This is a genomic window from Pseudomonas sp. JL3, from assembly GCF_031570575.1.
GTDB classification, from domain to species: domain Bacteria; phylum Pseudomonadota; class Gammaproteobacteria; order Pseudomonadales; family Pseudomonadaceae; genus Aquipseudomonas; species Aquipseudomonas cucumis.
Window position 1 is genome coordinate 110,594 of sequence record NZ_JAKWJK010000001.1, and the last position, 24,998, is coordinate 135,591.

The 24,998-nt window shown below is 60.4% G+C and carries 22 protein-coding genes; 7 read left to right on the forward strand and 15 right to left on the reverse strand.

Annotated elements, in window-relative coordinates; translation table 11 throughout:
• Window positions 1-108: 108 nt before the first annotated feature.
• From pgm to MMG91_RS00475, 4 genes are all read right to left on the reverse strand, one after another.
• Entirely contained in the window at window positions 109-1,755 is a 1,647-nt protein-coding gene (gene pgm, locus MMG91_RS00460; protein ID WP_305501683.1) for a phosphoglucomutase (alpha-D-glucose-1,6-bisphosphate-dependent), read from the reverse strand.
• A gap of 110 nt (window positions 1,756-1,865) precedes the next feature.
• Window positions 1,866-3,266 (reverse strand): PLP-dependent aminotransferase family protein, encoded by a 1,401-nt coding sequence (locus MMG91_RS00465; RefSeq protein WP_310658364.1) that lies wholly within the window; start codon window positions 3,264-3,266, stop codon window positions 1,866-1,868.
• Window positions 3,267-3,333: 67 nt separating this feature from the next.
• The gene (locus tag MMG91_RS00470) at window positions 3,334-4,824 is read right to left on the reverse strand and encodes a hypothetical protein (RefSeq protein ID WP_310658714.1); all 1,491 of its coding nucleotides are present in this window, start codon (window positions 4,822-4,824) and stop codon (window positions 3,334-3,336) included.
• 573 nt (window positions 4,825-5,397) lie between these two features.
• Window positions 5,398-6,423, reverse strand: a complete 1,026-nt coding sequence (locus MMG91_RS00475; protein WP_310658365.1) for a zinc-dependent alcohol dehydrogenase family protein — start codon at window positions 6,421-6,423, stop codon at window positions 5,398-5,400.
• 268 nt (window positions 6,424-6,691) lie between these two features.
• Between MMG91_RS00475 and MMG91_RS00480 the strand changes: the two genes are divergently transcribed.
• Window positions 6,692-7,606, forward strand: a complete 915-nt coding sequence (locus MMG91_RS00480; protein WP_095129803.1) for a LysR family transcriptional regulator — start codon at window positions 6,692-6,694, stop codon at window positions 7,604-7,606.
• Window positions 7,607-7,646: 40 nt separating this feature from the next.
• Here the strand turns inward: MMG91_RS00480 and MMG91_RS00485 are convergent, their stop codons facing one another.
• The 11 genes from MMG91_RS00485 to MMG91_RS00535 form a co-directional block, all read right to left on the reverse strand.
• On the reverse strand, window positions 7,647-7,784 hold the full coding sequence (locus MMG91_RS00485) for a hypothetical protein (protein ID WP_310658366.1): 138 nt from the start codon (window positions 7,782-7,784) through the stop codon (window positions 7,647-7,649).
• A gap of 31 nt (window positions 7,785-7,815) precedes the next feature.
• Window positions 7,816-10,494: a pyruvate dehydrogenase (acetyl-transferring), homodimeric type gene (gene aceE, locus MMG91_RS00490; RefSeq protein WP_405046511.1), complete on the reverse strand. Its 2,679-nt coding sequence runs from the start codon at window positions 10,492-10,494 to the stop codon at window positions 7,816-7,818.
• Window positions 10,495-10,569: 75 nt separating this feature from the next.
• Window positions 10,570-11,328, reverse strand: a complete 759-nt coding sequence (fabG, locus tag MMG91_RS00495; RefSeq protein ID WP_310658368.1) for a 3-oxoacyl-ACP reductase FabG — start codon at window positions 11,326-11,328, stop codon at window positions 10,570-10,572.
• Window positions 11,325-12,770, reverse strand: coding sequence for an FAD-linked oxidase C-terminal domain-containing protein (locus MMG91_RS00500; protein WP_310658369.1), 1,446 nt, complete (start codon window positions 12,768-12,770; stop codon window positions 11,325-11,327). Before MMG91_RS00500 ends, fabG begins: the two co-directional genes overlap by 4 nt.
• On the reverse strand, window positions 12,767-13,636 hold the full coding sequence (locus tag MMG91_RS00505; protein WP_310658370.1) for a fumarylacetoacetate hydrolase family protein: 870 nt from the start codon (window positions 13,634-13,636) through the stop codon (window positions 12,767-12,769). The genes MMG91_RS00500 and MMG91_RS00505 overlap by 4 nt, the downstream gene beginning before the upstream one ends.
• Complete coding sequence (locus tag MMG91_RS00510) at window positions 13,624-14,055, reverse strand: thioesterase family protein (RefSeq protein ID WP_310658371.1); 432 nt, start codon at window positions 14,053-14,055, stop codon at window positions 13,624-13,626. Before MMG91_RS00510 ends, MMG91_RS00505 begins: the two co-directional genes overlap by 13 nt.
• A 46-nt stretch (window positions 14,056-14,101) precedes the next feature.
• On the reverse strand, window positions 14,102-15,931 hold the full coding sequence (locus MMG91_RS00515; RefSeq protein WP_310658372.1) for an acyl-CoA dehydrogenase: 1,830 nt from the start codon (window positions 15,929-15,931) through the stop codon (window positions 14,102-14,104).
• Window positions 15,932-15,961: 30 nt separating this feature from the next.
• Window positions 15,962-17,179, reverse strand: a complete 1,218-nt coding sequence (locus MMG91_RS00520; protein ID WP_310658373.1) for a beta-ketoacyl-[acyl-carrier-protein] synthase family protein — start codon at window positions 17,177-17,179, stop codon at window positions 15,962-15,964.
• Window positions 17,179-17,409 carry an acyl carrier protein gene (locus tag MMG91_RS00525; RefSeq protein ID WP_007936684.1) on the reverse strand — a complete coding sequence of 77 codons (231 nt, stop codon included), beginning with the start codon at window positions 17,407-17,409 and terminating at the stop codon, window positions 17,179-17,181. The genes MMG91_RS00520 and MMG91_RS00525 overlap by 1 nt, the downstream gene beginning before the upstream one ends.
• A 46-nt stretch (window positions 17,410-17,455) precedes the next feature.
• Window positions 17,456-18,484: a beta-ketoacyl-ACP synthase III gene (locus MMG91_RS00530; RefSeq protein WP_310658374.1), complete on the reverse strand. Its 1,029-nt coding sequence runs from the start codon at window positions 18,482-18,484 to the stop codon at window positions 17,456-17,458.
• 56 nt (window positions 18,485-18,540) lie between these two features.
• Window positions 18,541-19,434: a DMT family transporter gene (locus tag MMG91_RS00535; RefSeq protein WP_310658715.1), complete on the reverse strand. Its 894-nt coding sequence runs from the start codon at window positions 19,432-19,434 to the stop codon at window positions 18,541-18,543.
• Between the two features lie 154 nt (window positions 19,435-19,588).
• On the opposite strand from MMG91_RS00535, the gene MMG91_RS00540 reads away from it, so the two are divergent.
• The 6 genes from MMG91_RS00540 to MMG91_RS00565 all read left to right on the forward strand — a co-directional run bounded on the left by MMG91_RS00540 (window position 19,589) and on the right by MMG91_RS00565 (window position 24,895).
• Window positions 19,589-20,170: an XRE family transcriptional regulator gene (locus MMG91_RS00540; RefSeq protein WP_310658375.1), complete on the forward strand. Its 582-nt coding sequence runs from the start codon at window positions 19,589-19,591 to the stop codon at window positions 20,168-20,170.
• 877 nt (window positions 20,171-21,047) lie between these two features.
• Window positions 21,048-21,347, forward strand: a complete 300-nt coding sequence (gene hxsD / locus MMG91_RS00545) for a His-Xaa-Ser system protein HxsD (protein WP_214918101.1) — start codon at window positions 21,048-21,050, stop codon at window positions 21,345-21,347.
• Complete coding sequence (gene hxsB, locus MMG91_RS00550) at window positions 21,344-22,831, forward strand: His-Xaa-Ser system radical SAM maturase HxsB (protein ID WP_310658376.1); 1,488 nt, start codon at window positions 21,344-21,346, stop codon at window positions 22,829-22,831. Before hxsD ends, hxsB begins: the two co-directional genes overlap by 4 nt.
• Window positions 22,831-24,066, forward strand: coding sequence for a His-Xaa-Ser system radical SAM maturase HxsC (gene hxsC, locus MMG91_RS00555; RefSeq protein ID WP_310658377.1), 1,236 nt, complete (start codon window positions 22,831-22,833; stop codon window positions 24,064-24,066). The genes hxsB and hxsC overlap by 1 nt, the downstream gene beginning before the upstream one ends.
• Window positions 24,063-24,671, forward strand: a complete 609-nt coding sequence (gene hxsA, locus MMG91_RS00560; protein WP_003256908.1) for a His-Xaa-Ser repeat protein HxsA — start codon at window positions 24,063-24,065, stop codon at window positions 24,669-24,671. Before hxsC ends, hxsA begins: the two co-directional genes overlap by 4 nt.
• Before the next feature lie 50 nt (window positions 24,672-24,721).
• On the forward strand, window positions 24,722-24,895 hold the full coding sequence (locus tag MMG91_RS00565) for a hypothetical protein (protein WP_310658378.1): 174 nt from the start codon (window positions 24,722-24,724) through the stop codon (window positions 24,893-24,895).
• The last annotated feature ends 103 nt before the right edge of the window (window positions 24,896-24,998 follow it).

Consider the following 24,998-nt stretch of genomic DNA (forward strand, 5'->3'; position numbering starts at 1 on the left):
TTTTTTCTTAAATGTAGTGACTGTACTGACGCCATCGCGGGCAAGCCCGCTCCCACAGGTTTAGCGCAATCCTGGTGGGAGCGGGCTTGCCCGCGATGGGGCCCTCAATCACTTCGCAGAAATCGCGCCATCCACCAAGGTCTGAGCTTCCGCCACCAACTGCTTAAGGTGATCGTCACTGACAAAGCTTTCCGCGTAGATCTTGTAGATATCCTCAGTACCCGACGGACGCGCCGCGAACCAACCGTTCTCGGTCATGACTTTCAGACCGCCAATAGCCTGGTCGTTACCCGGTGCATGGCTAAGGATGCTCTGGATCGCTTCGCCCGCCAGTTGAGTCGAGGTGACCTGGTCTGGCGACAATTTGCTCAGCAGCGCTTTCTGCTCAGGGTTCGCCTTGGCATCGACCCGTACCGAGAAAGGTTCGCCCAGCTCATCAGTCAGCGCGCGATAGGCCTGGCCAGGATCACGGCCCGTGCGAGCGGTCATTTCGGCGGCCAGCAAAGCCGGAATCAAGCCGTCTTTGTCGGTACACCAGACACTGCCGTCCTTGCGCAGGAACGAGGCGCCGGCACTTTCTTCACCGCCAAAACCGAGGGAACCGTCGAACAGACCATCCGCAAACCATTTGAAGCCGACCGGTACTTCGTACAGACGACGGCCCAGACGCTTGGCAACACGATCGATCAAGCCGCTGCTGACCACGGTTTTGCCCACGGCCGCATCGGCGCGCCACTGTGGACGGTTCTGGAACAGGTAATCGATCGTTACCGCGAGGTAGTTGTTGGGTGCCAGCAAACCACCGGATGGGGTCACGATGCCATGACGGTCGTGATCCGGGTCACAGGCAAAGGCCACGTCGAAACGCTCTTTCAGACCGATCAGGCCTTGCATGGCGTGGCTGGACGATGGGTCCATACGGATCTGCCCGTCCCAGTCGACGGTCATGAAACGGAATGTCGCATCAACTTCTTTATTCACCACCTCCAGGTCCAGGCGGTAGTGCTCGGCAATCGCCGACCAGTAGCGCACCCCTGCTCCGCCCAGCGGATCGACACCCAGACGCAGCTTCGCATCGCGGATGGCATCGAAATCGATCACGTTGATCAGGTCAGCAACATAGGTATTGAGGTAATCGTGACGATGAGTGGTGCTGGCCTTCAACGCTTGCTCGTAGCTGATGCGCTTGACCCCGACGAGTTTGGCCGCCAGCAACTCATTGGCCTTGGCCTCGATCCACTTGGTGATGTGGGTATCGGCCGGGCCGCCGTTGGTAGGGTTGTACTTGTAGCCACCGCTTTGTGGCGGGTTGTGAGACGGCGTGATGACGATGCCGTCCGCCAGGCCCGAGGTGCGCCCACGGTTGTAGCAAAGAATCGCGTGGGAAATGGCCGGCGTCGGGGTGTACTCGTCGCCTTCGGCAATCATCACTGTCACGCCGTTCGCCGCCAGGACTTCCAGGGCGCTGGCACCGGCTGGCGTGGACAGCGCGTGGGTGTCAATCCCGACGAACAGCGGACCGTCGATGCCCTGGGCTTCGCGGTACAGGCAGATTGCCTGACTGATGGCCAGAACGTGCCATTCGTTGAAACTCAGGTCGAACGAGCTACCTCGGTGTCCGGACGTGCCGAAGGCGACGCGCTGGGTAGAAATGGCTGCATCGGGCTGGCCGGTGTAATAGGCCGTTACCAGTCGCGGGATGTCTACCAACAGTTCTGCCGGTGCCGGTTTGCCCGCAAAAGGACTGAGTGTCATGCAAAACCTCTGAGAAAGAGTGGTTCGGGAATAGAACGCAGTTTACTGACAGTTTGCCCCTGGCGCGATGTTATCGATTGTCAGGTTCCGGGGAGGATTGGCACCTTGGCTCAGTCGATCGATTCCAGGCGCAAGGCATCCCCCAACAGTCCCAATGCGTCGGCGAGGTCGTGGTGACCACCGAAGGTGTGACTCAGGCGCAAGTGCTGACCGTGCAGGCCCTGCAAGCTAAACAATTCTCCCGGCGCAATCACCACATGCTGCTTGAGCAAACGCTCGAACACTCGATGCACATTGACCTGGCGCAATGAGCGAATCCAGATCGTCGCCCCGCCCCGGGGTTCAACGAAGTGCAGCGCATCGGGCAGACGCTCTTCAAGCAACTGGGTCATCTGCACCATGCGTTCCTTGAGCAGTCGACGCAACACCAGCAGGTGTTGATCAATGCGTCCGTTGCTGTACAACCGTGCAATGGCTTTCTGACGAATCAACGACAAACGGAAAGCGCGCAGCAAAAAGTGCCGCTGCAATCTGGCACGCAATTGTCGCGACAGTAGATAGCCGAAGGGCGCCTCCGACCCGATGAATTTCTCGAATGTGGAAAACACGATCAGCCGATCCGGGTCCAGCAGATCACGAAATCGCAGGCCGTTCGACTCGAACTCAAGCTCGCCATAGCAATCGTTTTCCAGTACCCAACTGCCATGTCGTAGCAGCAGCTGTGCGGCGGATTGCCTGTTGCTGTCAGGTGCCACACTGCCTCGTGGCATGTTCAGTCCCGATGAAAGCATGACCAGTCGCACCGGCTCGGTCTCAAGCAGTTCCTTCAACTGCTCCAGATCCAGACCACCATCGGCTTGCAACGGCAGCTCGATCACCCGCACGTCCGCATCCTGGAGCAGACGCAGAATGACCCAGTCGCACGGTGATTCGACCACCACCACAGCGTCTTTGAGGCCAAGGACGGCGATCAATATTTCCAGGACTCCCCGCAGATCTGCACCGATATAAACATCATCAGCATGCCAGCAACGTGTCGGCGAAGTGGTATAGCGCGCCGCCAGGGCTGTGCGCAGCTCCAGCTCGCCGCAGGGTTGCGAAGACGGTTGTGGCTGGCGTGGGTACTGGCGCAGCAATTCTCTCTCCAGCAACAGCAACGGGCTATCCAGCGGTTGTAATAACGCCGGTTCATCGGCGCTCAGCACCAGCATGCCGGGACGTCTGGCGTTGACATAAACCGTTTCGAGCAGGTCCTTGCCGCGGCCGGGCATGCCTATCGAGGATACGGGGACGGCGTAGTAGCCGGACTTGGCCACCGAATAGACGCGCCCTTCCTTCTCCAGCAGCGAGTAGGCGTACTGAATGGTCGAGATAGACACACTCAGGCGGTGCGCCAACTGTCGCAATGAGGGCAGGCGCACTTGCGCGTCACTGCCCGGTTCATTGATCAGATTAGTCAGGTAACGGTACACCGCCTGGTACGCGAAATCGGTATCTCGTGGTCCTTTCATGGGTAACGGCCGAACAGGCTACGAACGTCGTGACGCATCCTTGCTGAATCCGTCAGACCTGGCACTTTCACCGGCCCGTCGACCATTCGCCAGCCACAGTCGTTTCACTGTCAGGTTCCACGACTTCAGCTTGCGCACCCACTTCGCCGCTTTCCATGCCGAGCCCCCTGCCCTCATCCCGAACCACCGGCCCCATGCGGTAAAGCGTACCGATCAGACTTACAGGCAACCCGCTTACATCGACCATCCACTGCAGAACCTGCTCGGGCGCCGGGCCGCCCTGCATCGCCCGGTGCAAGTCGGGCAACGCCACGAGCATGCCCGGATGGCACCGACGAAGAAAATGCTCCAGCGCCGCGCCGCTATCGACAAAAGGGGCGAACAGCAGACACACCAGTTGAGCCTCGCTCAAACCGAGGTTCTTTTGTGCCTCGGCCGTCGCCAACGTGCGCTGGTCGGTCATTGTCATCGGGTTGCCGAATGTCTCCATTGCCTGTTCGCAAAAACGCTCTGGAAGCTGTTTACGACGCATCATCACCAGCGACCGCTGCAGGAACTCGCTGACGCCCGTCTCGTAGGTGCGACCGTGGACAAAGCACGCTTGCAAGCCACGAATATGCGCGGATATCGACAAGCTGACGTAGTCGTTATCACTGAGCTGAGCTGACAACTCGTCAGGTTGAACCCCTAGGAAATCGGTGAGCAGTGGCCAGCGCTCTTCCAGATTGCTGACCAGCATGTCGTGAATATCAATGAAGGTTGTGCGGCGACAAGCTTCAAAGCGATCGGCGGGACGCCATGCCGCTTGGGCAGACTCAGGATAAAACGCGCGGTAGCAATCGCTGCCCAATTCATCGAGCCGCGCGAACAGGCCCTCGTACCCCGTCTCATGATGGTCTGCTGCCTTGAGCCCGGCCTTGGCCGCTGCACGGTTCAATCCCACGAGAAACTGCTTCTGCCGACGGGGCGTATCGCTGCTGATCAATGCATCGACACCTTGGTCCCAGCGGGCAATCTGTCCATAAAATTCGCCGGTTGCCAGGTACCCGTCATCCCACAGATCAAGCGCCCCGTCCCAGGTACGGCGGTGCCCGACCATCAGTAGATTGAGCCGGTTCGACTCGCGACCGGCTTCAGAGATCGGCGCCAGATGGTTGAACGGCAGGACTTCCCGATTATCGACCATCAACACTTCGACTCGGGGGTCGTCGTAGAGAAACAGCGCACTACAACTGTGATGGATGTTTTCCAGGGATGTGGAGGCCACACCGTTCAAGCGCAAGGTCGCCACTCGCAGTTGAAACGTTGCCGGTGCCCGACTGGCAATACTCAGTTGCGCCGCGCGCAGCAGCGCCAGTGCGTAGCAACTGTCGCGGGACCCGGACTGGATCGTCAGCACCTTGTAATCGCCGATACGCTCAATACCTCCCGCGGACACCACCAGGCGCTGAATCATCAACTGCAATGCCGTACGCTCGGCGCGGGAGAAAAAACCCAACAAACGCTGCAGCATTTGCTGGTAAACATAGTTCATTGCTTGATCATGGGTAGCGGTCATCATTTATTTACCTGTAACTCATAAGTTTGATACTGCGCAAACAGCGAACATGCAGTTGCGCGACAATTACCTGTCATGAATGGGTGCCGGGATTACTGTTCAAATGCTAGCACTTAAGCCTTATGCAATTATTTGAAATAATTGAACACTGGGCATACCCCAACGAAGCCGAGGTCGCCGCGAAGCCAGCCAGACTGGGGACCTTGCGCTCCCATGTGCTTTCCTAGGAAATTTCCGACAGCGTCCCACAGACACTGAGTACAAGAAATAAGGAAAGAAGTTGCCAATAAATGTATGACAACTGAGCGACGCTGCACTATTTGTTGAGCATATATTGCCGGCGTACGTTGAGAAGTTTCAGCCTGATACCCGATCACGACTCTTTCCTTGAGATGAAAGTAATCATTCAATTATCAGGGCTTATATGATGATTAGAAGATACAGATTGAGAGCAAAAACCGGTTCAGTTGCTGAACCGACCCACCGCGGGATCAATGGGTGTCTCATTTGGGAGGTGTTGGGAGAAAGAGTCCGTGCCTGGACGGACTCTTGCTGAGGGTCTTGCATAAGGGCTCAGGCAACAGGTTCGACCTGAAGAGCTACCCGTTCGCGACATGGGCATTCGTCCATATAGCGGTGGGCTTCGACAAACTCGGAAAAAGGGAAGACCCGGGTCTTGAGCGGCAACAGCACACGGTCCGCAGTCATCTGATTGATGTCGCGCAGGGCACGTTGCAGTGCGGCCTGATCCTGGATGATGCCCAGTTCCGGCTTGCCGGTGAAATTACCGATGCAATGCACGAAGAACTGAATGTTCTTCTGGAATGCCGCGCAGGCCGGGAATGGCGTCTGATTACCCCCTTGCAGGCCATAGAGCACCAGGCTGCCGCGAGGTGCGAGCACATCGCCGAGCAGCGACATCTGCGGCCCGCCCAGGCCATCGAACACCACATCGACGCCGCGGTTATCGGTGATCTTGTTGATTTGCATCAGCAGATCCTGTTCTTCGGTGACGATGACCTTCTCGGCACCCAGGGACAACAGGTACTCACGCTCATCCGCGGTTTTGGTCGCAGCAATCACTCGCACACCAAGGGCTTTGCCCAATTGCACGAACGACGGCCCGGCGCAGTGGCTGGCGTCGGTCACCAAGGCAAATTGCCCGGGTTTGACTCGCGCCAGATCGGCGTAGGCAAAATAGGCGATCAACAGTGGCGTGTAATGAACGCTGGCTTCGATCGGGCTGAGTACGTCCGGGTAGCGGGTCAGCGCCGAGCGCGGCAGAACGATCTGTTCGCCGTAAACCGGGTAGTCGTTGGGGCTCTCGGCCGGGAAGCTGGCGACCTTGTCACCAACGGCCAGATCATCGACGCCTTCGCCGACCATCGTGACCACGCCAGCCATTTCATGACCAAGGCCTGAAGGCAGACGAGCATGGGACGAGGCCAGGTTCTGGCGCCAGAGAATGTCGTACCAGCTGATGCCTATCGCTTCGACGCGCACCTGCACTTCGCCCGGCGCAGGCAGAGCGGCCGCATGCTCTTCGCATTTGAGCACCTCGGCTGGACCAAACTTGTGAAAACGGATCGTGCGGGACATCGCAAACCTCGTCAAAGTAACCTCTAATGCCTTGAACTCTATCTGGGCTTTCTACCCAAGACCATCAGTGGCTATTAATAGTCGACATGCCTGTCATTGATTCCGCAGCGACGGCGACATCATCAAATGCCGTAAAAAACCGAAGCGCCTTTCAGGAAAAACTGAATTACCCTGTGCAGAGTACCAGCCTTTGCCCGTAAGATTCATGCCGGCCATTGTTCTCATATGGCCGCTCACGTCAAGTTTGCTGAATCTGCCAGGACTCCAGATGAATCGTAATGACCTGCGTCGTGTCGACCTGAACCTGTTGATCGTTTTCGAAACACTGATGCACGAACGCAGCGTGACCCGCGCCGCGGAAAAATTGTTCCTCGGTCAGCCGGCCATCAGTGCGGCGCTCTCGCGCCTGCGCGGGCTGTTCGATGACCCGCTGTTTGTACGCACCGGCCGCAGCATGGAGCCTTCCGCTCGGGCGGTGGAAATCTTCGCCCTGCTCTCGCCGGCCCTGGATTCGATTTCCACCGCGGTCAGTCGTGCGGCGGAATTCGACCCGGCGACCAGCACCGCGGTGTTCCGCATCGGCTTGTCCGATGATGTTGAATTTGCGCTGCTGCCAATGCTGCTCAAACGGTTGCGCGCTGAATCGCCGGGGATCGTGCTGGTGGTGCGTCGGGCCAACTACATCCTGATGCCGAACCTGCTGGCCTCGGGCGAGATCTCCATCGGCGTCAGCTACACTGCCGACTTGCCGGCCAACGCCAAGCGCAAAGTACTGCGCCGCAGCATGCCGAAATTGTTGCGCGCCGATACGGTGCCAGGGCCATTGAGTCTGGATGATTTCTGCGCCCGCCCCCACGCTCTGGTTTCGTTCGCCGGCGACCTGAGCGGCTTTATAGATGAAGAGCTGGAAAAACTGGGGCGCAAACGGCATGTGGTGCTGGCAGTGCCGCAGTTCAATGGGTTGAGCACGCTGATCAGTGGCACCGATATCGTTGCGACCGTGCCTGATTACACAGCTGAAGCGTTGACCGCCGCTGGTGGCGTTCGGGCCGAGGACCCGCCGTTGCCGGTGCGCAGCTTTGAATTGCACATGGCTTGGCGCGGGTCGCAAGATAATGACCCGGGGGAGCGTTGGTTAAGGTCGCGGATTCAGATGTTTTTTGGCGACCCTGAGAGTCTTTGATTCAAGCCGTCGCACACTTAAACGCTGGATGACCGGGCACTCACAACGGCCCGCAAAAGAGCTGCAGGCACTGCTGCTGAGCCAGATGGGTGGCGACCAGCAAGGTACGCCAACCCTCAAGGTCATATGACAGCACCTGCCACACCAGCCACAGCCATAGGTAGCTGAGTTGGAACACCACCCAGGTCAATCCTGGCTATCCACGGCGGTCAAGCATGGCGATTATCCGTACCGTCCATGACACGACGGGCTTTGGCGACCGTGTCTGCGGCCAGGCGTCCTTGCTCCACCAGTGCCTGCAGAGCCGTCAGGCAGATCGCCTGGCTGTCCACCTCGAAGTAACGCCGCAGGGCGCGCCGGGTGTCTGAACAGCCGAAGCCATCCGTGCCCAGCACCTTGAACGGCGCACTGACATAGGGAGCGATGAGTTGCGCATAGGCCCTGACATAGTCCGTCGCCGCCACGACCGGCGCGGACCCGCCCAGGCATTGCTCGACATGTCCCAGTGTCGTCTGCGCACCCGCCAGACGCGCGTGTTGGGCAGACCTGGCATCGCGTTCAAGCTCGCTGAAACTGGTGACACTCCAGACCTGCACCGTCACGCCCCATTGCTCGCGCAGCCGGTTCGCCGCCGCCAGCACTTCATTGAGGATCGCGCCGCTTCCAAGCAGGCGCACCAACGGCGCGTCCGACCCGGCGTCCAGTGTGTCGAGCAGGTACATGCCCTTGATCACATCCGCCTCGGCACCGTCCGGCAGCGACCGTTGCAGGTAATTTTCATTGGTCACGGTGAGGTAGTAAAAGACGTCCTCCTGGGCGGTCAGCATGCACTTGAGCCCATGGTCCACAATCACTGCCAATTCACCGGCAAACGCCGGGTCGTAGGCTCGGCAGTTGGGCACGGTCGCCGCGACAACATGGCTTGAACCGTCTTGATGCTGCAGCCCCTCCCCGGCCAGGGTCGTGCGCCCTGACGTCGCCCCGATCAGAAAGCCGCGGGTGCGCTGGTCAGCCGCGGCCCAGATCAAATCGGCAACACGCTGGAAGCCGAACATGGAATAGAAAATGTACACCGGCAGCATCGCCATGCCGTGGGTGCTGTAGGCGGTACCTGCTGCGATCCATGAAGACATCGCCCCAGCCTCGGTGATGCCTTCCTCAAGGATCTGACCATCGCGAGCCTCGCGGTACGACACGATAGAATCCTTGTCTTCGGGTGTATAAAGTTGGCCCTGGGGCGAATAGATACCGTACTTGTGGAAGAGATTGGCCATGCCGAACGTGCGCGCCTCGTCGGCCACAATCGGCACGATGCGCTCGCCTAACACCGGGGCCTTGAGCAATGTGCCCAACATGCGCACGAACGCCAGGGTGGTGGACATCGGTTTGCTTTCCCCCGCCGACGCAAAGCCTGCGAATGCACTGGCCGCCGGCGTTTCCAAAGGCACTGCAACGCTGCTGCGGCTCGGCAGATAACCGTGGAGGGCCTGACGACGGCTGTGCAGGTAGCGCATCACAGGGCTGTCGGCTTCAGGCTTGAACAACCGAGCAGCATGAACATCCTCGTCGCTCAGGGGCAGCGCGAAGCGGTCGCGGAACGCCAACAGCGCCTCAGCGTCGAGCTGTTTCTGCTGGTGCGCGATCATCTTGCCCTGCCCCCAGCGCCCCATGCCATGGCCCTTCTCGGTCTTGGCCAGGATCACCGTCGGGCGCCCCTTGCAGGCCAGCGCGGCGGTGTAGGCGGCGTGAATCTTCAAGGGGTCGTGGCCGCCGCGGCGCATTTGCTCCAGCTGGTGGTCATCCAGGTGCGCGACCTTCTCCAGCAACCGTGGGTGCCGGGCGAAAAAGCGTTGACGCCTGGCCGCGCCGTCCAGTGTGGAGAGCGACTGGTATTCACCATCGACGGTGATGTCCAGGTAATGCTGGAGCACGCCATCATGGTCCTGGTCGAGCAGTGCATCCCACTCGCTGCCCCACAGCACTTTGACCACGTTCCAGCCGGCCCCTAGAAACTGCGCCTCAAGCTCTTCAATCACTTTGCCGTTGCCACGCACCGGGCCGTCGAGGCGCTGCAGATTGCAGTTGATCACGAAGGTCAGATTGTCGAGCCCTTCACGTGCCGCCAGGCCCAGCGCCGCGAGCGATTCAGGCTCGTCCATCTCGCCGTCGCCGAAAAAGCCCCAGACGTGGCGTGTCGACGATGGGCTCAGGTGACGATGCTGCAGGTAGCGCATAAAGCGGGCCTGGTAGATGGCGCTGATCGGCCCCAACCCCATGGAACCGGTTGGGAATTGCCAGAAATCAGGCATTGACCATGGGTGGGGGTAGGAACACAGGCCCTCACCGCCGACTTCGCGCCGGTAGTTGGCCAGTTGGCGCTCGCTCAAGCGGCCTTCGAGGAAAGCGCGCGCATAAATGCCCGGCGCCGAATGCGCCTGGAAGAACACCAGGTCATTGGTTTCACCGCTGGGCCCGGCGCGGAAGAAGTGATTGAAGCCCACCTCGAACAGGTCGGCCGCCGACGCGTAGCTGGCAATGTGACCACCCAACTCGCCCTGACGGCGGTTGGCCTGGACCACCATAGCCATGGCGTTCCAGCGGACCCATGCCGCCAACTGGCGCTCCAGTTCCAGGTCACCGGCAAAGTGCCCCTGCTCACTGTGATGAAGCGTATTGCAGTAAGCCGTGCGCAATGTGGTAGACGCTGCAATGCCACAACGCCCGGCCTGCCTGATCAGGCGCTGTAACAAGTAGCGTCCGCGTTCCACTCCCACGTGGTGCACGACGCCATCAAAGGCGTCCAGCCATTCCTTGGTTTCCTCGGGGTCGACGTCAACGGGAAGCTGCAGCGCAGCACCCAGCTGCACGCCCCCAAGTCTGGCATCCATTGTCATGTTGATAGGCTCCGAAAAATTCAAAGTAGCGCGTTGGCACCCGAGTCCGGCGAGTGCTCACCCGACAGCTCAGGTCACCAGGCCGCCATCCACCACCATCACCTGGCCGGTCATGTAGGCCGCATCCTGCGACAACAGGAAGGCCACCACCTTGGCCACCTCTTGCGGGGTGCCGAAGCGACGCATGGGGATGCGGTTTTCCATTTCTGCCACCCGTCGCTCGTTAAGCTTGCGGGTCATATCGGTGTCGATGAACCCAGGCGCGACGACATTGAGACGCACGCCACGGGCGGCGAATTCGACTGCCATCGAGCGCGTCATACCGATCAAACCCGCCTTGCTCGCGCAATAGTTGGCCTGCCCAGGGACGCCGATCAGCCCGGAAATCGAGGCCATGTTCACCACCGCACCAAAGCCCTGTTCGACGAACAGCGGCAACACCGCCTTGCAGGCATGAAACGCGCTGTCGAGGTTGCTGCCGATCACGCTGTGCCACTGTTCGGCGCTCATGGCCAACGCACTGCGGTCCTGGGTGATACCGGCGTTATTGACCAAACCCTCGAGGGCGCCAAAGTGCGCCACGCAACGCTTGACCGCCTGCTCGATGGCATTGGCATCACGCCCGTCGGCGCGCACCGGCAGCACCCGGTCGGTGCCTAGGGACGCCGCCAATTGTTCGGCCTGATCCGCATTATTGAGGTAGGTGAAACACACGTTCAGGCCCCGTGCCACGAGGTCTTCGACTACCGCGGCACCCAGCCCGCGTGAACCGCCGGTTACCAGAACCGTACGCATTAGGCTACCGGCCCCGTTGGATTTATCGGTCATGGACGCGCCTCCCTGGCAGGTGTTTCGAAGGAAAAAATCTTTCCGGGGTTGAGAATGTTGTCCGGGTCCAGCGTGCGCTTGATCGCGCGCATCATCTCGACGGCGCCTGCACCCGTCTGGTCGACCAGGTAGCCCTGCTTGTGCAGCCCGATACCATGTTCGCCGGTGCAGGTGCCCGAGAGCCGAATGGCCCGTGCCACCAGCCGATCGTTCAGTGACTCGGCCAATGCCCTTTGCTGAGGGTCGTCAGGATCAATCAAGTAGCCGAAGTGGAAATTCCCGTCACCCACATGCCCCACCAGGAAATACGGCAGGCCCGTCGCGTCGACTTCAGCGATGGACTCAAGCAGGCATTCGGCGAGGCGGCTGATTGGCACGCAAGTGTCGGTGCTGATTGCGCGGCAGCCGGGCTGCGATTGAATCGCGGCAAAATAGGCATGGTGCCGGGCCGTCCATAGCCGCCGACGCGCCTCGACGCTGGTCGCCCACTCAAACGCCTGGCCGCCCCACTCGCCGGCAATCGCTTCCACGGCCTGCGCTTGCTCACGCACACCCAGTTCGCTGCCATGGAACTCCATCAACAGCATCGGCGCCTGCGGCAGTTCCAGTTTGCTGTGCACTTTGACCATGCGCACGGTGTTGGCGTCGATCAGCTCGATTCGCGCCACGGCGATACCGGATTGGATGACCTGGATCGCCACGTTCACCGCCTGGTCGATGCTGTCGAACGAACACACCGCAGCGCAGATCGACTCCGGCACCGGGTGCAGGCGCAACGTAATCTCACTGATGATGCCCAGGGTACCTTCGCTGCCAACCATCAAATGGGTAAGGTCATACCCGGCACTGCTTTTTTTCGCGCGGGTACCGGTACGGATGACATCGCCGCCAGCGGTGACCACTTGCAGGGCCAGCACATTCTCTTTCATCGTGCCGTAGCGCACGGCATTGGTCCCGCTGGCACTCGTGGCGCACATGCCACCGATGGACGCATCGGCACCCGGGTCGATGGGAAAGAACAGACCGGTACTTTTCAAGGCTTCTTCAAGCTGGCGGCGGGTCACGCCCGGCTGCACGGTGACGCTCATGTCTTCGGCATGGATCGCCAGGATCTGGTTCATCTGGCTCAGGTCAAGGCTGATGCCGCCCTGCACCGCCAGCAGATGGCCTTCGACCGACGATCCGGCACCGTAAGCGATCAGCGGCACGCGGTGAGCGGCCACCAGGCGCACGGTGTCAACGATGTCCTCGGTGCTGCGGGCAAACACCACGGCCTGGGGCAACGGCGCATCGACATACGCCGATTCGTCGCGGCCATGCTGCTCACATATGGCCGTAGCGGTCGAACAGCGCTCATCGAAACGTGCCGCGAGCGCCTCGATCAGCTCGGCCGGCGCTTCACGCAGTACCGTGCAGGTAAAGGTCTGGGCGAGTTGGGTCATGTCACTTCCTTATAGAATGCGCGGCATACTTGACGCTGCGCGCCCAGGCCGACCACCTCGGCCTCGACCACATCGCCGTCGCGCAGAAACGGCTGGTCTGGTCGCCCCAATGCCATGCCGCCCGGGCTTCCGGTGAGGATCACGTCGCCAGGGTGCAGGGTCATGAAGCGGCTGAGGTAATGAATCAGGTGATGCACGTCGAAGATCATGTCCTCGCTGCTGTCGCGCTGCATGACCTCACCATTGACCCGGCAGATCAGTTCCAGCGCCTGGGGCGACGGCATCTCATCGGCAGTCACCAGATACGGTCCCAGCGGCGCAAACCCATCGAATGACTTGCCCTTGATCCATTGCCCGCCCCGCTCCAGTAACCAACTGCGTTCGGACAAATCATTGGCGGTGCAGTAACCCAGGATGCAGGCTGCAGCGTCAGCGGGCGTGGCCAGGTACTGGACCCGACGCCCGATGACCACACCCAACTCCACCTCCCAGTCGGTCTTGTCGCCGTCGAGCGGCAGCACCAGGTCATCGAACGGGCCTCCCAACGCATGCACCGATTTGCTCGACACAATCGGCTCTTCCGGCACCGCCATCCCGGCCTCCCGGGCATGCCGGTGGTAGTTCAGGCCGATCGACAGGATCTGCCCCGGCCGCAATGCCGGGCCGATGCGTTCGTGCTCGATATGAACCTGCGGCAGTTGCGCCCATTCCAGCGTGAAGCGCCGCGACAGCGCCTCCATTGCCACCACGGCCAGCGCTGCCCCGGTCCAGTCATCGACCCACGTACTGAGGTCCCGAACCGAGCCATCGACGCCGACTGCGCAGGGGCGCTCGCGCCCCGGTGCACCGACCCTCAGCAGGCGCATGACAGCGCCTTGCGTGGGTTGAGGAAGCGTTCGAAAAACGCCGTTTCCTCATCGCTCATGGTGCGCAGGTAGCGCCCTTCGTAGTTGAATGGCGCCATGGTGGTCGCTGCCAGGGCGCACAACGTGTCGCCGTCGCGCACTTCATACTCGATAGTCACGGCGGCGGCACGAACTTCTGAGACCCACATATGGATGGCCACGGGTTCGTGGCGGTGGACCAGCGGGCGCTTGTACTCGATCGCATGCCTGACCACCACGGAGCCGCCGCTGAAGAAGGCATCGCCCTGCTCCGCGCCCAGGCGCCAGATGAAGTCCACCCGCGCTTCCTCCAGCAAGCGCAGGAACGAAACATTGTTGACCACCCCATACACGTCCATGTCGGACCAACGGACGGGGCATTGATAAATGTGTACGGACATGGAGGTCTCCGCAGTGGCCGAAGGGGCAACGCGTGCGCTGGCGGTATCAGTCGACATTGGCGTGCACCTGCTTGCAGAACGCCTGGATGTAGTCGTCCTGGGCGATGGGCGCGCGCAGCAGCTCAGGCGACAGGGCAAAGCCGTCGATCAGGGTCGACACGTGCGGGCGCAGGGCTGCGCACTGCTGGTCGATCCGCCCTGGCAGCGACAGGGCCTGGCCGGCGTCGATAAGCTCATGTGCCAGAAACCACGCTGCGTCACGCTGCAGCAGGTTCAGGCCATAAAGCGATGCCAGGCCATTGAGCGCCGCCTTGGCCTCGTCCTGCTGCGCATGCAGCGGGGCACTCCAGAGTTGCTCCAGGGCCACACGTTCACCACGCAGACGCGCAAGCTCCAGGCCGGGATTCATGGCGTCGTTCCACACCTCGAAATAGCCGCGCTCGTCAGCGTTCATCTCCTCGCGAACCGTCAGCCACAGCTGGTACTCGCGAAAGGCGATAGCCGCGATCAACCACTCCGGCTCGGCCAGACGCCGTGCACGTGCCGGGCGCAGCGGCAACGGACCTTGCCAGGCCTGGGCGAGCAGTTGGCCGGCTACGGTGGCGAGCAGCACCAGGTTGTCACCTTCGGCCGTTACCAAACCTTGCAGCAGGGAACCGTAATCGGCGATGCGGTTAACGCTGAAAATACCTTGTGCGCCACAGCGCTCGCGGCACTCGGCGATAACGGCGGTGGCATCCCAGGTAGCCAGTGCCTTGGTGATGTTGATCAGGCTGACGACATCGGCAGCCGGCTCAGCTGTATTGGCCAGGAAACGTGCCTTGGCTTCGTTGAGCAGCAGCGTCATCGCATAGGTGCTGGCCAGTGCCGAGAACATCGCACGCTGGTAGCTGCGGTATTCGATGACCGGCATGTCGTTGGTCCCGGGGGCGTTGGTCAGCCGCTGCTGGCCATAGCGCAACGCGATGTACAGGCTCGCGCGACTTGCGCCCTGGGCGGCACTGGCCACGCACAAACGGCCTGGCACGATCCGCGACATGGCGCGCAGGAAGCGCGACCGGGCATTGCCCGCGCCGAGTACAAAGCTGCCGTCTTCAGCGAAGTGGCCCATGTCGCCGTGCAGCAGGCTGCTACGCGATACACGCACGTTGTCGAACCAGGTCAGGCCGTTGTCCAGCCCCTGCACCGGTTTCTCCGGGCACAAGACCGCGCAGATACCGGGGCACAAGCCTGCCTCAGTGGACAGCCTGATCAGGAACGGAAATACGCCGTGATCCTTGCCTTCGATTTTCAAGCGCGCCATCACGGTCGCGACTTTGGGGATATCGCCGAACCCGCTATAGGACATGTACTTTTGCGCGCTGGCACTCGGCGTATTGAGCGTAAAGGTCTGGCTATGGCGGTCATACACCGCCTCGGTCTGCAACGCCGCGACGTTATTCCCAAAACCCAGTTCGGTCGCCATGTAGGGGCCGAACGAGGTCAGTTCGTCCAGCGCCTCGGTGAGCCCGGCGATGTCGGGACGGCCCTGGGCATGATCGAATACCGTGCCCAGGCACAGGTTGTAGTGGACCATCAGCAGCGAGAAGCTGGCGACGTCCAGCAGGCTTGGCCATTCCGCCAGGGCAAACAGCCGACGCGGGTTGGCCAGAATCTGCAGCGGGCGTTCGAGCGCCGCGTGCACATGGCGGCTGCGGGCATAGGCCAACCGTCCGGCCTGCTCCATGTTCAGGCCCGGCTGCGGGTCGAAGATCGGGTCGAGCAGCACGTCGCGAATGCTCTGGTGATGGCTCTCGAACGTGCCGGCGAATAGCAGGTCGCGCAGTTCGTCGCGCGCCAAGGGGGCGACAGTTCTCGGGATGCTTGGATGAGTCATGACATGTCCTGTGCAGTGAGCGGCGAGGTCTCAGGCGGCGAACACCAGTGAGACATTCTGGCCGCCAAATCCGAACGAATTGGAAAGCGCCACCTTGATTGGCTGCGCGCGCGCCTGGCCCTGGACCAGGTCAACCGCTATCTGCGGGTCGGGGTTGCGCAAGTTGGCCGTCGGCGGTACCAGCCCGTGTTCAAGCGCGAGCAAGGTGTAGGCCGCCTCGATGGCACCGGCGGCGCCCAGCAGATGCCCGGTAACACCTTTGGTCGAACTGACCAGCATGCGAGCACCGAACAACTCGGCGATGGCGTGCGACTCGATCACGTCGTTGCCCGGCGTCGACGTGCCATGGGCATTGACGTAATCCACGGCGCTGGCCTCGATACCGGCGTCGCGCAGTGCTGCCTGCATCGCCAAACGGGCACCGAGCCCTTGGGGATGAGGCGTGGTGACGTGGTGAGCATCTGCCGATGCGCCATAACCGAGCAGACGCCCGCGGTTGCGCGCACCTCGGGCCTGGGCATGTGCCTCGGACTCAAGCACGAACATCCCGGCGCCTTCACCGATGACGAAGCCGTCACGCGCGGCATCGAACGGGCGCGATGCGCCGCTGGCATCGGTGTTGCGCGACAACGCGCGCATCTTGGCAAACGCGGAGACATACAGCGGTGTGATCGGTGCTTCCGCACCGCCGGCCACCACGATGTCGCATACCCCGCGGTTGATCAGGTCCTTGGCCATGCCCAGCGCCGAAGCCCCCGACGCACACGCCGAACACGGGGCCAGGCACGGGCCGCGCGCGCCCAGTTCAATGGCAACCTGCCCGGCGGCCATGTTCAGCAGGCCCATGGGCAGGGTCAGCGAGGACACATCGTCAGGCCCTTCGGCGAGCAACACGGCGTGCTGCTGCTCCAGGGTGGCGGTGCCCCCTGCCCCAGAACCGATGATCACCGCCACACGGCTCTCATCTTTCCAGCTGCCGGCCTCGAGGCCGGCATCCGCCAGGGCCTGGCGCGCCGCCAGCAAGGCGAACTGCGCATAACGGTCCCATTGCCAGGGGTTCTTGACGCCCAGCAAGGCGCTGTCAAAACTCGGCACACGGCACGAGATCCCCACCGGCATCGCTTCGAGGGTCTTGTCCGGCGCGGCCGTGGCTTCACCTGCCACCACCCGCTGCCAGTTCGCCTCGATGCCGATGCCGGCGGGTGTGACCAGGCCGATACCGGTCACAACCACCGCTTCGGCGGCCATCACGCCTTACCGTTGGCCAGCGCCAGAACGTCACCGACAGTGGCGACCTCCGACAGCTGTGCATCGCTGATCTGCACACCGAGTTTCTTTCTCAGCAACTGGGCCAGGTCGACCTGCGACAGCGAGTCGAAACCCAGGTCCTCAAGGGAGGCATCAGGGACGATACGGCTTTCTTCGATGTTGAAACGCGCGGCAATGGCTTGGGCGATAGCTTCGTTGCTTACGGTCATCACATGACTCCTGTTGTGTGGAACTGTAGGTTGGGAAAAGTCTGAATCAGTCCTGCCACTCGCTGTTGCGGGTAGTCAGTTGCGGCCAGCGCAGTACGGTCGAGCCCCACGAGAGGCCCGCGCCGAATGCACTCACCAACACACGTTGGCCGGCCTTGAGGTCGCCGCGCAGGGCCAGGTCGTTGAGCAGCAGCGGGATGGAGGCCGTCAGGGTGTTGCCCAGCCGCTGGATATTCACCGCCACCTTCTCTGCGGGCAGGCCCAGCTCGAAAGCCACGGATTGCAGGATGCGCACATTGGCTTGGTGACCGACGAACCAGTCGACCTGGTCCATCGACCAGTGCGAGCGGTCCAGCACGCTCTGGGCCGACGTGGACATGCGTGCAACGGCCTGCTCATAGACCGCGCGACCGTCCATGTGCAGATAGAACTCACCCGGCGCTACCGCGTCATGGCCCAGCCCGGCGCTGGCCGAACGTTGTCGCGAGCCGCCGGCAGGAATGGCCAGCAGGTCCGAACGGGCACCGTCGCTGCCGAGGTCGAAGCAACCGAGCGCGCCGGCCTCGTCCGCCTCGCCACGGCGCAGGACCACGGCACCGGCACCGTCACCGAAGATCGGCCGGGTGGCGCGGTCTTGCGGGTTGACGAAGGTGGTAAAGGCTTCCGCGCCGATCAGCAGGACACTGTCGGCGATGCCCGCGGCAATCAGTCCGGAAGCAGTGGCCAGCCCATACACGAAACCGCTGCAGGCAGAGGTGATGTCATAGGCGGCGATGTCGCCCAGGCCCAGTACCGACGCCACTTCCGGTGCCACCGCCGGGCAGATGCGCTCCGGCGAGGTGGTCGCGACCACCACCGCCTGCACCGCGCGCCCATCTGCCGAGGCGAGCGCACGGGCACCGGCCTTGATTGCCAAATCGAGCATGCTCAACCCATCACTGACCATTCGACGCTCACGAATGCCCGTGCGCGATTCGATCCATTCGGGCGTGGTATCCAACCCGTTGGAAATTTGCTGATTGTCAATTATCTGAGGCGGAAGGCAGCCTCCCAGGCCACACAAGATCACAGTCACGATCAACTCCCTTGATTTAACGATGGTTCAGATGGCGTGTGGTGTCGCGCCCGGCCCTAGGTCACTTCCTGACGCGGGGCACGGCCCAGCGACCAGCCGAAGTTCATGCCCGCAGCCGCCAGCAGGATGGCGCTCGCGCCAATCACTTGCAGGACCCCAAGCGGGTGGGCGAAGGCAACCCAGTCGACCAGGATGGCGACGATCGGATAGATGAATGACAGTGCCCCGACCAGCGCCGTGGGGATTTTCTGGATGGCGCTGTACAGCAGGGTCGACATGAGCCCGGTATGGACCACGCCGATAATGATCAGGTATGTCCAGGCGCCCTCGACCGTATCGACCCTGCTGAAATCCACGAACGGTGCCAGGACCAGCACGCCTACCACCATCTGGATCAGCACGATCAGGTGCGCGGGCAAGTCCTTGAGGCGCTTGGTGATCGCCGCTGCCACAGCGTAGAAGAAGGCTGAAGCCAGGGCCAGGCAGACGCCGAGCAAGTAGTCGGCGCTGGTGGCCTGCCCACTGCCCTTGGCGGACACGATCAGCATCAGCCCGGCGAAGGCCAACAGCAGCCAGCCAACCTTGGCGGCGCTGAGGCGCTCCGCGAAAAACAGCACCCCCAGACCGACCAGCATGAACGGCTGAACGTGGTAGACCACCGTGGCAATGGCGATAGAGGAATGTTTGTAGGCACTGAACAGCAGCACCCAGTTGAGGATCAGCGCCACCCCGCCCAGGCACACCAGAATGAACTGCCGGGCGGTGATCCGGGAGCGGCGCAGCACCCCGAGCATCAGGCACGCGACCAGCATCGCCATGGCGCCGAACAAGCAACGCCAGAACACCACCGCCTCCGGGCTCTGCCCCGACATAATGACGAACCAGCCCACCGTGCCGGAGATCACCATGGCCGAAATCATTTCGAGCGTCCCACGGGTTTGCGACTTCATCACTCACTGCTTCCTTGCTGCTGGCATTGCCGTAACCTAAGCCGCTATTCGCGATGTTGGTTCGGAAAATCGAACTTTATAATGAACTAATGACCACTATAATGAACATGGCGCCCAAGAGCGTCAACCCATTTAAGGATGATTTATAAAACAAATGACCAGCATAACGAACACCCTATTGAGAAATAATCCGAGCCGAATCGATCTGCTGGCGCTTTCAATCAAACGCGAACGCTTGGCCGCCGGGCTTTCCTTGACCGAGTTGGCGAAGCGCGCCGGGGTGGCGAAGTCGACCTTGTCTCAATTAGAGTCGGGAATCGGCAACCCCAGCATCGAAACCTTGTGGTCGCTGGCGATGGCAATGGGTTTGCAAGTCACCCGGTTCTTCGAGCAACCCCAACAGCCGTTGCGGGTGATTCGCGCCAACGAGGGCATGACCACCTATGCCGAGACTGCCAATTACGCAGCGACACTGCTTGCCGATTGCCAGGCGGGAGTACAGCGCGACATCTACCGGCTTAAGGTGCAGCCCGGCGAAGTTCGGCTGTCTCAGCCTCACCCACCGGGAACCGTAGAGCACGTGGTGTTGTGCAGCGGCAGCGCCCATATTGGCCCGGCGAGCGGACCTGTGTTGCTGAACGCTGGCGACTACATCAGCTACCTGGCGAATGTGCCTCACGTGTTCGAAGCACTCGAGGCGGACACTACTGCGGTGATGGTGATAGAGCATTCCTGAGGTAGGTGCCATGGACACGCCAATGTTGAATCGCCCTGAATTTTCTGGACGCCCTGACAGCGACTCACGATGCCCCTGACTCCAATGTGGAGTTAACAGTAACCATTAGGACCCTAATGGAATTCTGCCAGCACTCGCCATTTTCGTTCGCTCGTGTATCACGAGCGACTTGGGGGTAAAAGTGGGGGCATCATCCGTTTTTTTATCGCGCAAACCACCGTCCTAGAGTCCTGTCCAAATGTTTTCGATCTCAGGTGTACCCTGAAAAGCAGCGCTCAAACCCGTCACCCTCTCCGCCTTCATCAACCGACGATCGAGGCCAAACAATCCAATCTAATATGGAGGTACACTGAGAGCCATCCGAATCCAACTTGATCTCTGTCAGAAATCGCCAGTCGCGATCGCTCGCACACCCGGTTCAAGCGGGGGCAACATTGGGGGCATATTTGAAATTTTTCTGCCTGAAAATGTTGTTCTAGAGCGTAGTCAAAATGTTTTTTGGCGACCCTGAGAGTCTTTAGGCGTCGTCGGACAGGCTGTTTATCTGATCATTTTTGACTTTCCACAAACCATGGAGCTCCATCCACTTCCAGTGGATTGCTACATTGGGGGCACATCTGAGGGCATGCTTTGGATGGTTTGAAAAGGATGCCCCCAGCCTAAGGCCAAGCAGGCTATTGATGAGGGTAGCTCCGACCGGACTCTCTGCGAGTCGCTATACCGCAGCGGAACGGTGTACATGCAGCCGATGAACATTTGACTGATTCTCCGCCATCAGCTGGATAGATGCGTGCAAATATAAAAAATTATGATGGCACAATGCCTCAGAAACCATCAATATCCACACGTTCCTAACGGATTTGAAGGAGCGGTTCCGATGACATGGCCAGTCACGCTGAAGCTCGACAGCGCAGCCTACCCGCTCAGCGTGGTGCAACGCGCCGCTTATTCCCTGGCCGACACTGTCACGATCCAGGTCGGTATTGAAGCCAATCAGATAAGCCTCACGGCCCACCCCGCTGAAGCAAAGCTAACGCTTTCCCCGACGCAGGCTCACTCGCTGATCTTTCAGCATCTGAACGACTTCGCCCTACGCGACCATATCAACCGCGAAACAGCAGGGTTACGTGAAATCCTGGCCCGAGCTGCGCTCGCTGGATGTGGGGTTTCGCAGTGACACTGATAGCGACAGACGCCAAGCACTACCGCTTGCTGCCTTTTCGATTCATGCGCATGAACACGGGGCATGACCGTGACATCCTGCTCACCTCCGATACCGGTGAGTACATGCACGTGAACGACGCGCAATTACGAGCCCTCAGTTACTTCGACGTTCAAGCAAGTACGCCTTTTTACAAGGACCTGCTGGCCCGTCACTTCATCTACGAACCAGGCCGCCACGACCCGCTCCCGGAAATGGCCGCGCAGTATCGCAGCCGCAAGGACTTCCTCTTCCAGGGCCCTGCACTTCACTTGTTCGTGGTTACATTGCGCTGCAACCACACCTGCCAGTACTGCCAGGTGTCGCGGGCCCCTCTGGGAGGATCCGGCCACGACCTGTCGGAAGCGGATGCACGGGCGGCGGTCGATCGCCTGTTCGAATCGAACGCTCCCGCTCTGACTGTGGAGTTTCAGGGTGGCGAGCCGCTTCTGGCCTTCGAGCGCGTCCGCCAGATTGTCGAATGGGTCGTTGAACGGAACGTGGTCGAACAACGGGATATCCAGTTCGTCATTACCACCACGCTGCACCACCTGACGGAGGAAATACTCGACTTCGCAGAACAAAATCGCATCCAGTTTTCGACCTCGCTCGATGGACCGGCGCCCTTGCACAATGCCAACCGCCCTACCCCGTCACGAGACTCCTACGAACGCACTGTAAAAGGCATCCAGTGGGTCCGTGAGCGCCTTGGCCATGATGCAGTTTCCGCGCTGACCACGCTGACTTCAAGAAGCCTCGAACAACCTGAAGCGATCATCGATGAGTATGTAAGCCAGGGCTTCTCCAGCATCTCGCTTCGGCCTCTAAGCCCTTATGGGTTTGCCACCAAGAGTGCCCATCGACTTGATTACCCTATTGAGCGATACCTGGCCTTCTACAAGAAGGCACTGGCCTATTTGCTGCATATCAACCAACAGGGCGTATACCTCTCAGAGAGTTATACGAGCCTGTTGCTGAAGAATATCCTGACACCCTTCTCCTCCGGCTATGTAGACCTGCGCTCCCCTGCTGGCGCAGGCACTGCGGCGCTGGTTTACAACTATGACGGTTACGTCTATCCCTCGGACGAAGCCCGAATGTTGCTGGAGATGGGTGAAGACGGCTTGAGGCTCGGCACCGTGCAGCAACCCTTGTCTGAATTACTCGCATCGCCCGTTATGAGTGCGTTGCTCGCCAGTGGTGTAGCAGAGGCGCTGCCGGGCTGCTCCGACTGCGCACTTGTCCCGTACTGTGGTGCTGACCCCGTCGAACACTATGCCCGCCAAGCTGACCCGATCGGACACCGAGTGTTCAGCAGCTTCTGCAAGAAGAACATGGGGCTGCTGAAGCATATTTTCGGCCTGCTTTGCGATGGCGACGACGACGTGCAGAGGGTGCTGCTGTCTTGGTTGAACAGGCGCTCTTACAACGATGTCCGGTTCCCGGGTTACAGGGGCTGATGGCGATGCTGCGCAAAGATACCCACTTCGAAATCCATCACCTGAATGAGCCGAAACTGCTCAAGGTCATCACTCTGGATGAGTTCATCGAACAAGGCCTGGCTGTTTGTGCCGGAAGCGCTGAGTTCGGTGACCTGCTGCTTTGGCTGCCAAACGAAGAACGGCTACGGAGCCCGCATCTGCTCTCATTACCAGTGGGTGGATTCCTGATCCCGGAGCCATTGATCGGCGACTTAGACAGCACGCGGCCACACCTGCACACCCCCAAAGATGCGGATGTCGTGCAGCCCGGCGATGTCATTGCCATCACACCAGGCAACGCGTTGGTGCAAGTGCTCTATCGACGAGGCTCAGACAGCAACCTGCTGTTCATGACCGATCGTTGCAACAGCCTCTGCCTGATGTGCTCGCAGCCGCCCAAAGATATCGATGACCGTTGGCACATCGAGGAGAACCTACGGCTGATCGACCTGATGGACCCGGGCGAGGAAAATCTGGGAATCAGCGGCGGAGAACCCACGCTTTATCGCGACGGCCTGCTCGAAATCCTGGCCAAGTGCAAAGCCGTTTTGCCGCAGAAATCCATTCATGTGCTCAGCAACGGGCGTCTGTTCCAAGACCCGAGCTGGATCGCAGCGCTCTCTGCCATCGGCCACCCTCAGTTGAGCTGGGGCATCCCGCTGTATGCCGACAATGCCGAAGACCATGACCATGTGGTGCAGGCTCCAGGAGCGTTCAGCGAAACCCTGCAAGGTCTTTACAACCTGGCGCGCGCCAACCAGATCATCGAGATACGCGTGGTGCTCAATCGCCTGACCACGCCACGCTTGCCAGAGCTCGCCCACTACGTGTTCAGGAACCTGCCCTTCGTGCGGCATGTTGCGCTGATGGGTATCGAAAGTACCGGCCTGGCCAGGAAGAACTACGAAGAACTGTGGATTGACCCGCTGGACTATCAGGAGTCGTTGAGCCAGGCCGTGTATTTCCTGTTCAACCGCGGAGTGCCGGTTTCGATCTACAACTTGCCCCTGTGCCTGATCCCCGCCCACCTCTCGCGTTTCGCCCGCCAGAGCATCTCGGACTGGAAGAACCTGTTCATCGATACCTGCCAGCAATGCGCTGCCGTCAAACATTGCTCTGGCTTCTTCAAATCCCACACCGACCGCTGGCAGAGCCGCGGCGTACAACTACTATCGACCGAGGCCTTTAGCGCCTATGCAAGGAGTGCACAGTGAAATTGCTCGACCGCTGGAAAGTCCTGATCAGTGGGATCAGCTTGCTGCCAATGGCAGGTACCACCCTGGCACAGGCGGGCCATCTGTCGCTCGCCGATGCGAACTGGCAACCCAACGACAAGCTACAGCCCCCAGTATTTGCCGATACGCTCAATGCGCCAGACACCGTCAACATCTATGCGGCACATCGCTCGCACAGTTCACACCGGTCCCACAGCTCGCACAGTTCTCACTACAGCGGCTCGGGTGGCTATAGCGCACCTCGCTACTACAGCCCACCCGCTACCAGTACCCGAAGCTACAGCGCGCCGAGTGCTTCGAGCAGCACCTCAAGCAGCAACAGCCTTTATCAGTCGTCTGGCACTACCAGCGGGACAAGTTCGAGCACTTCAAAGAGCCGCGCGACCAATGAGCAGAAAAGCAACCTGGTCACCCGTGTGCAGACCGCGCTGATGGTGCGCCAGTATTACCAAGGCACCATTGATGGGGTGATGGGCAAGGCGACACGTGGTGCGTTGATGGCCTTTCAGATGGACAGTGGGCTGACCGTGAATGGCCGGATGGATACGCCATCGCTGAATGCGTTGGGTATCAAGATTCCATAAGTCGCTTCAGGTTAAAGCTAGCGTCCGTTCAGCAACGAAGGAATTATCCCATGCAGCACATCATTCAAGTCGACAACACTCTCTGGGCATTGATCAGCCGCCTGCAAGGCAAGGAACTGCAAACACCGTCGCGTAGCGCCCGTTTCCGTATCACGACCGTTGATGCAAATCGCGTTGTGATTGAGACCGGATCGGAAGACTCGCAGATCGTAAGCGCTCCATAAACCCCAGCTTGTAAACGATGGGGCGGTGCGTCAGCGATGTTTCAGTGGTTTTTCTGAAGCACCACACTAAGTGTTCAGTCTCGGAGAGTTATGAGTCCACCTT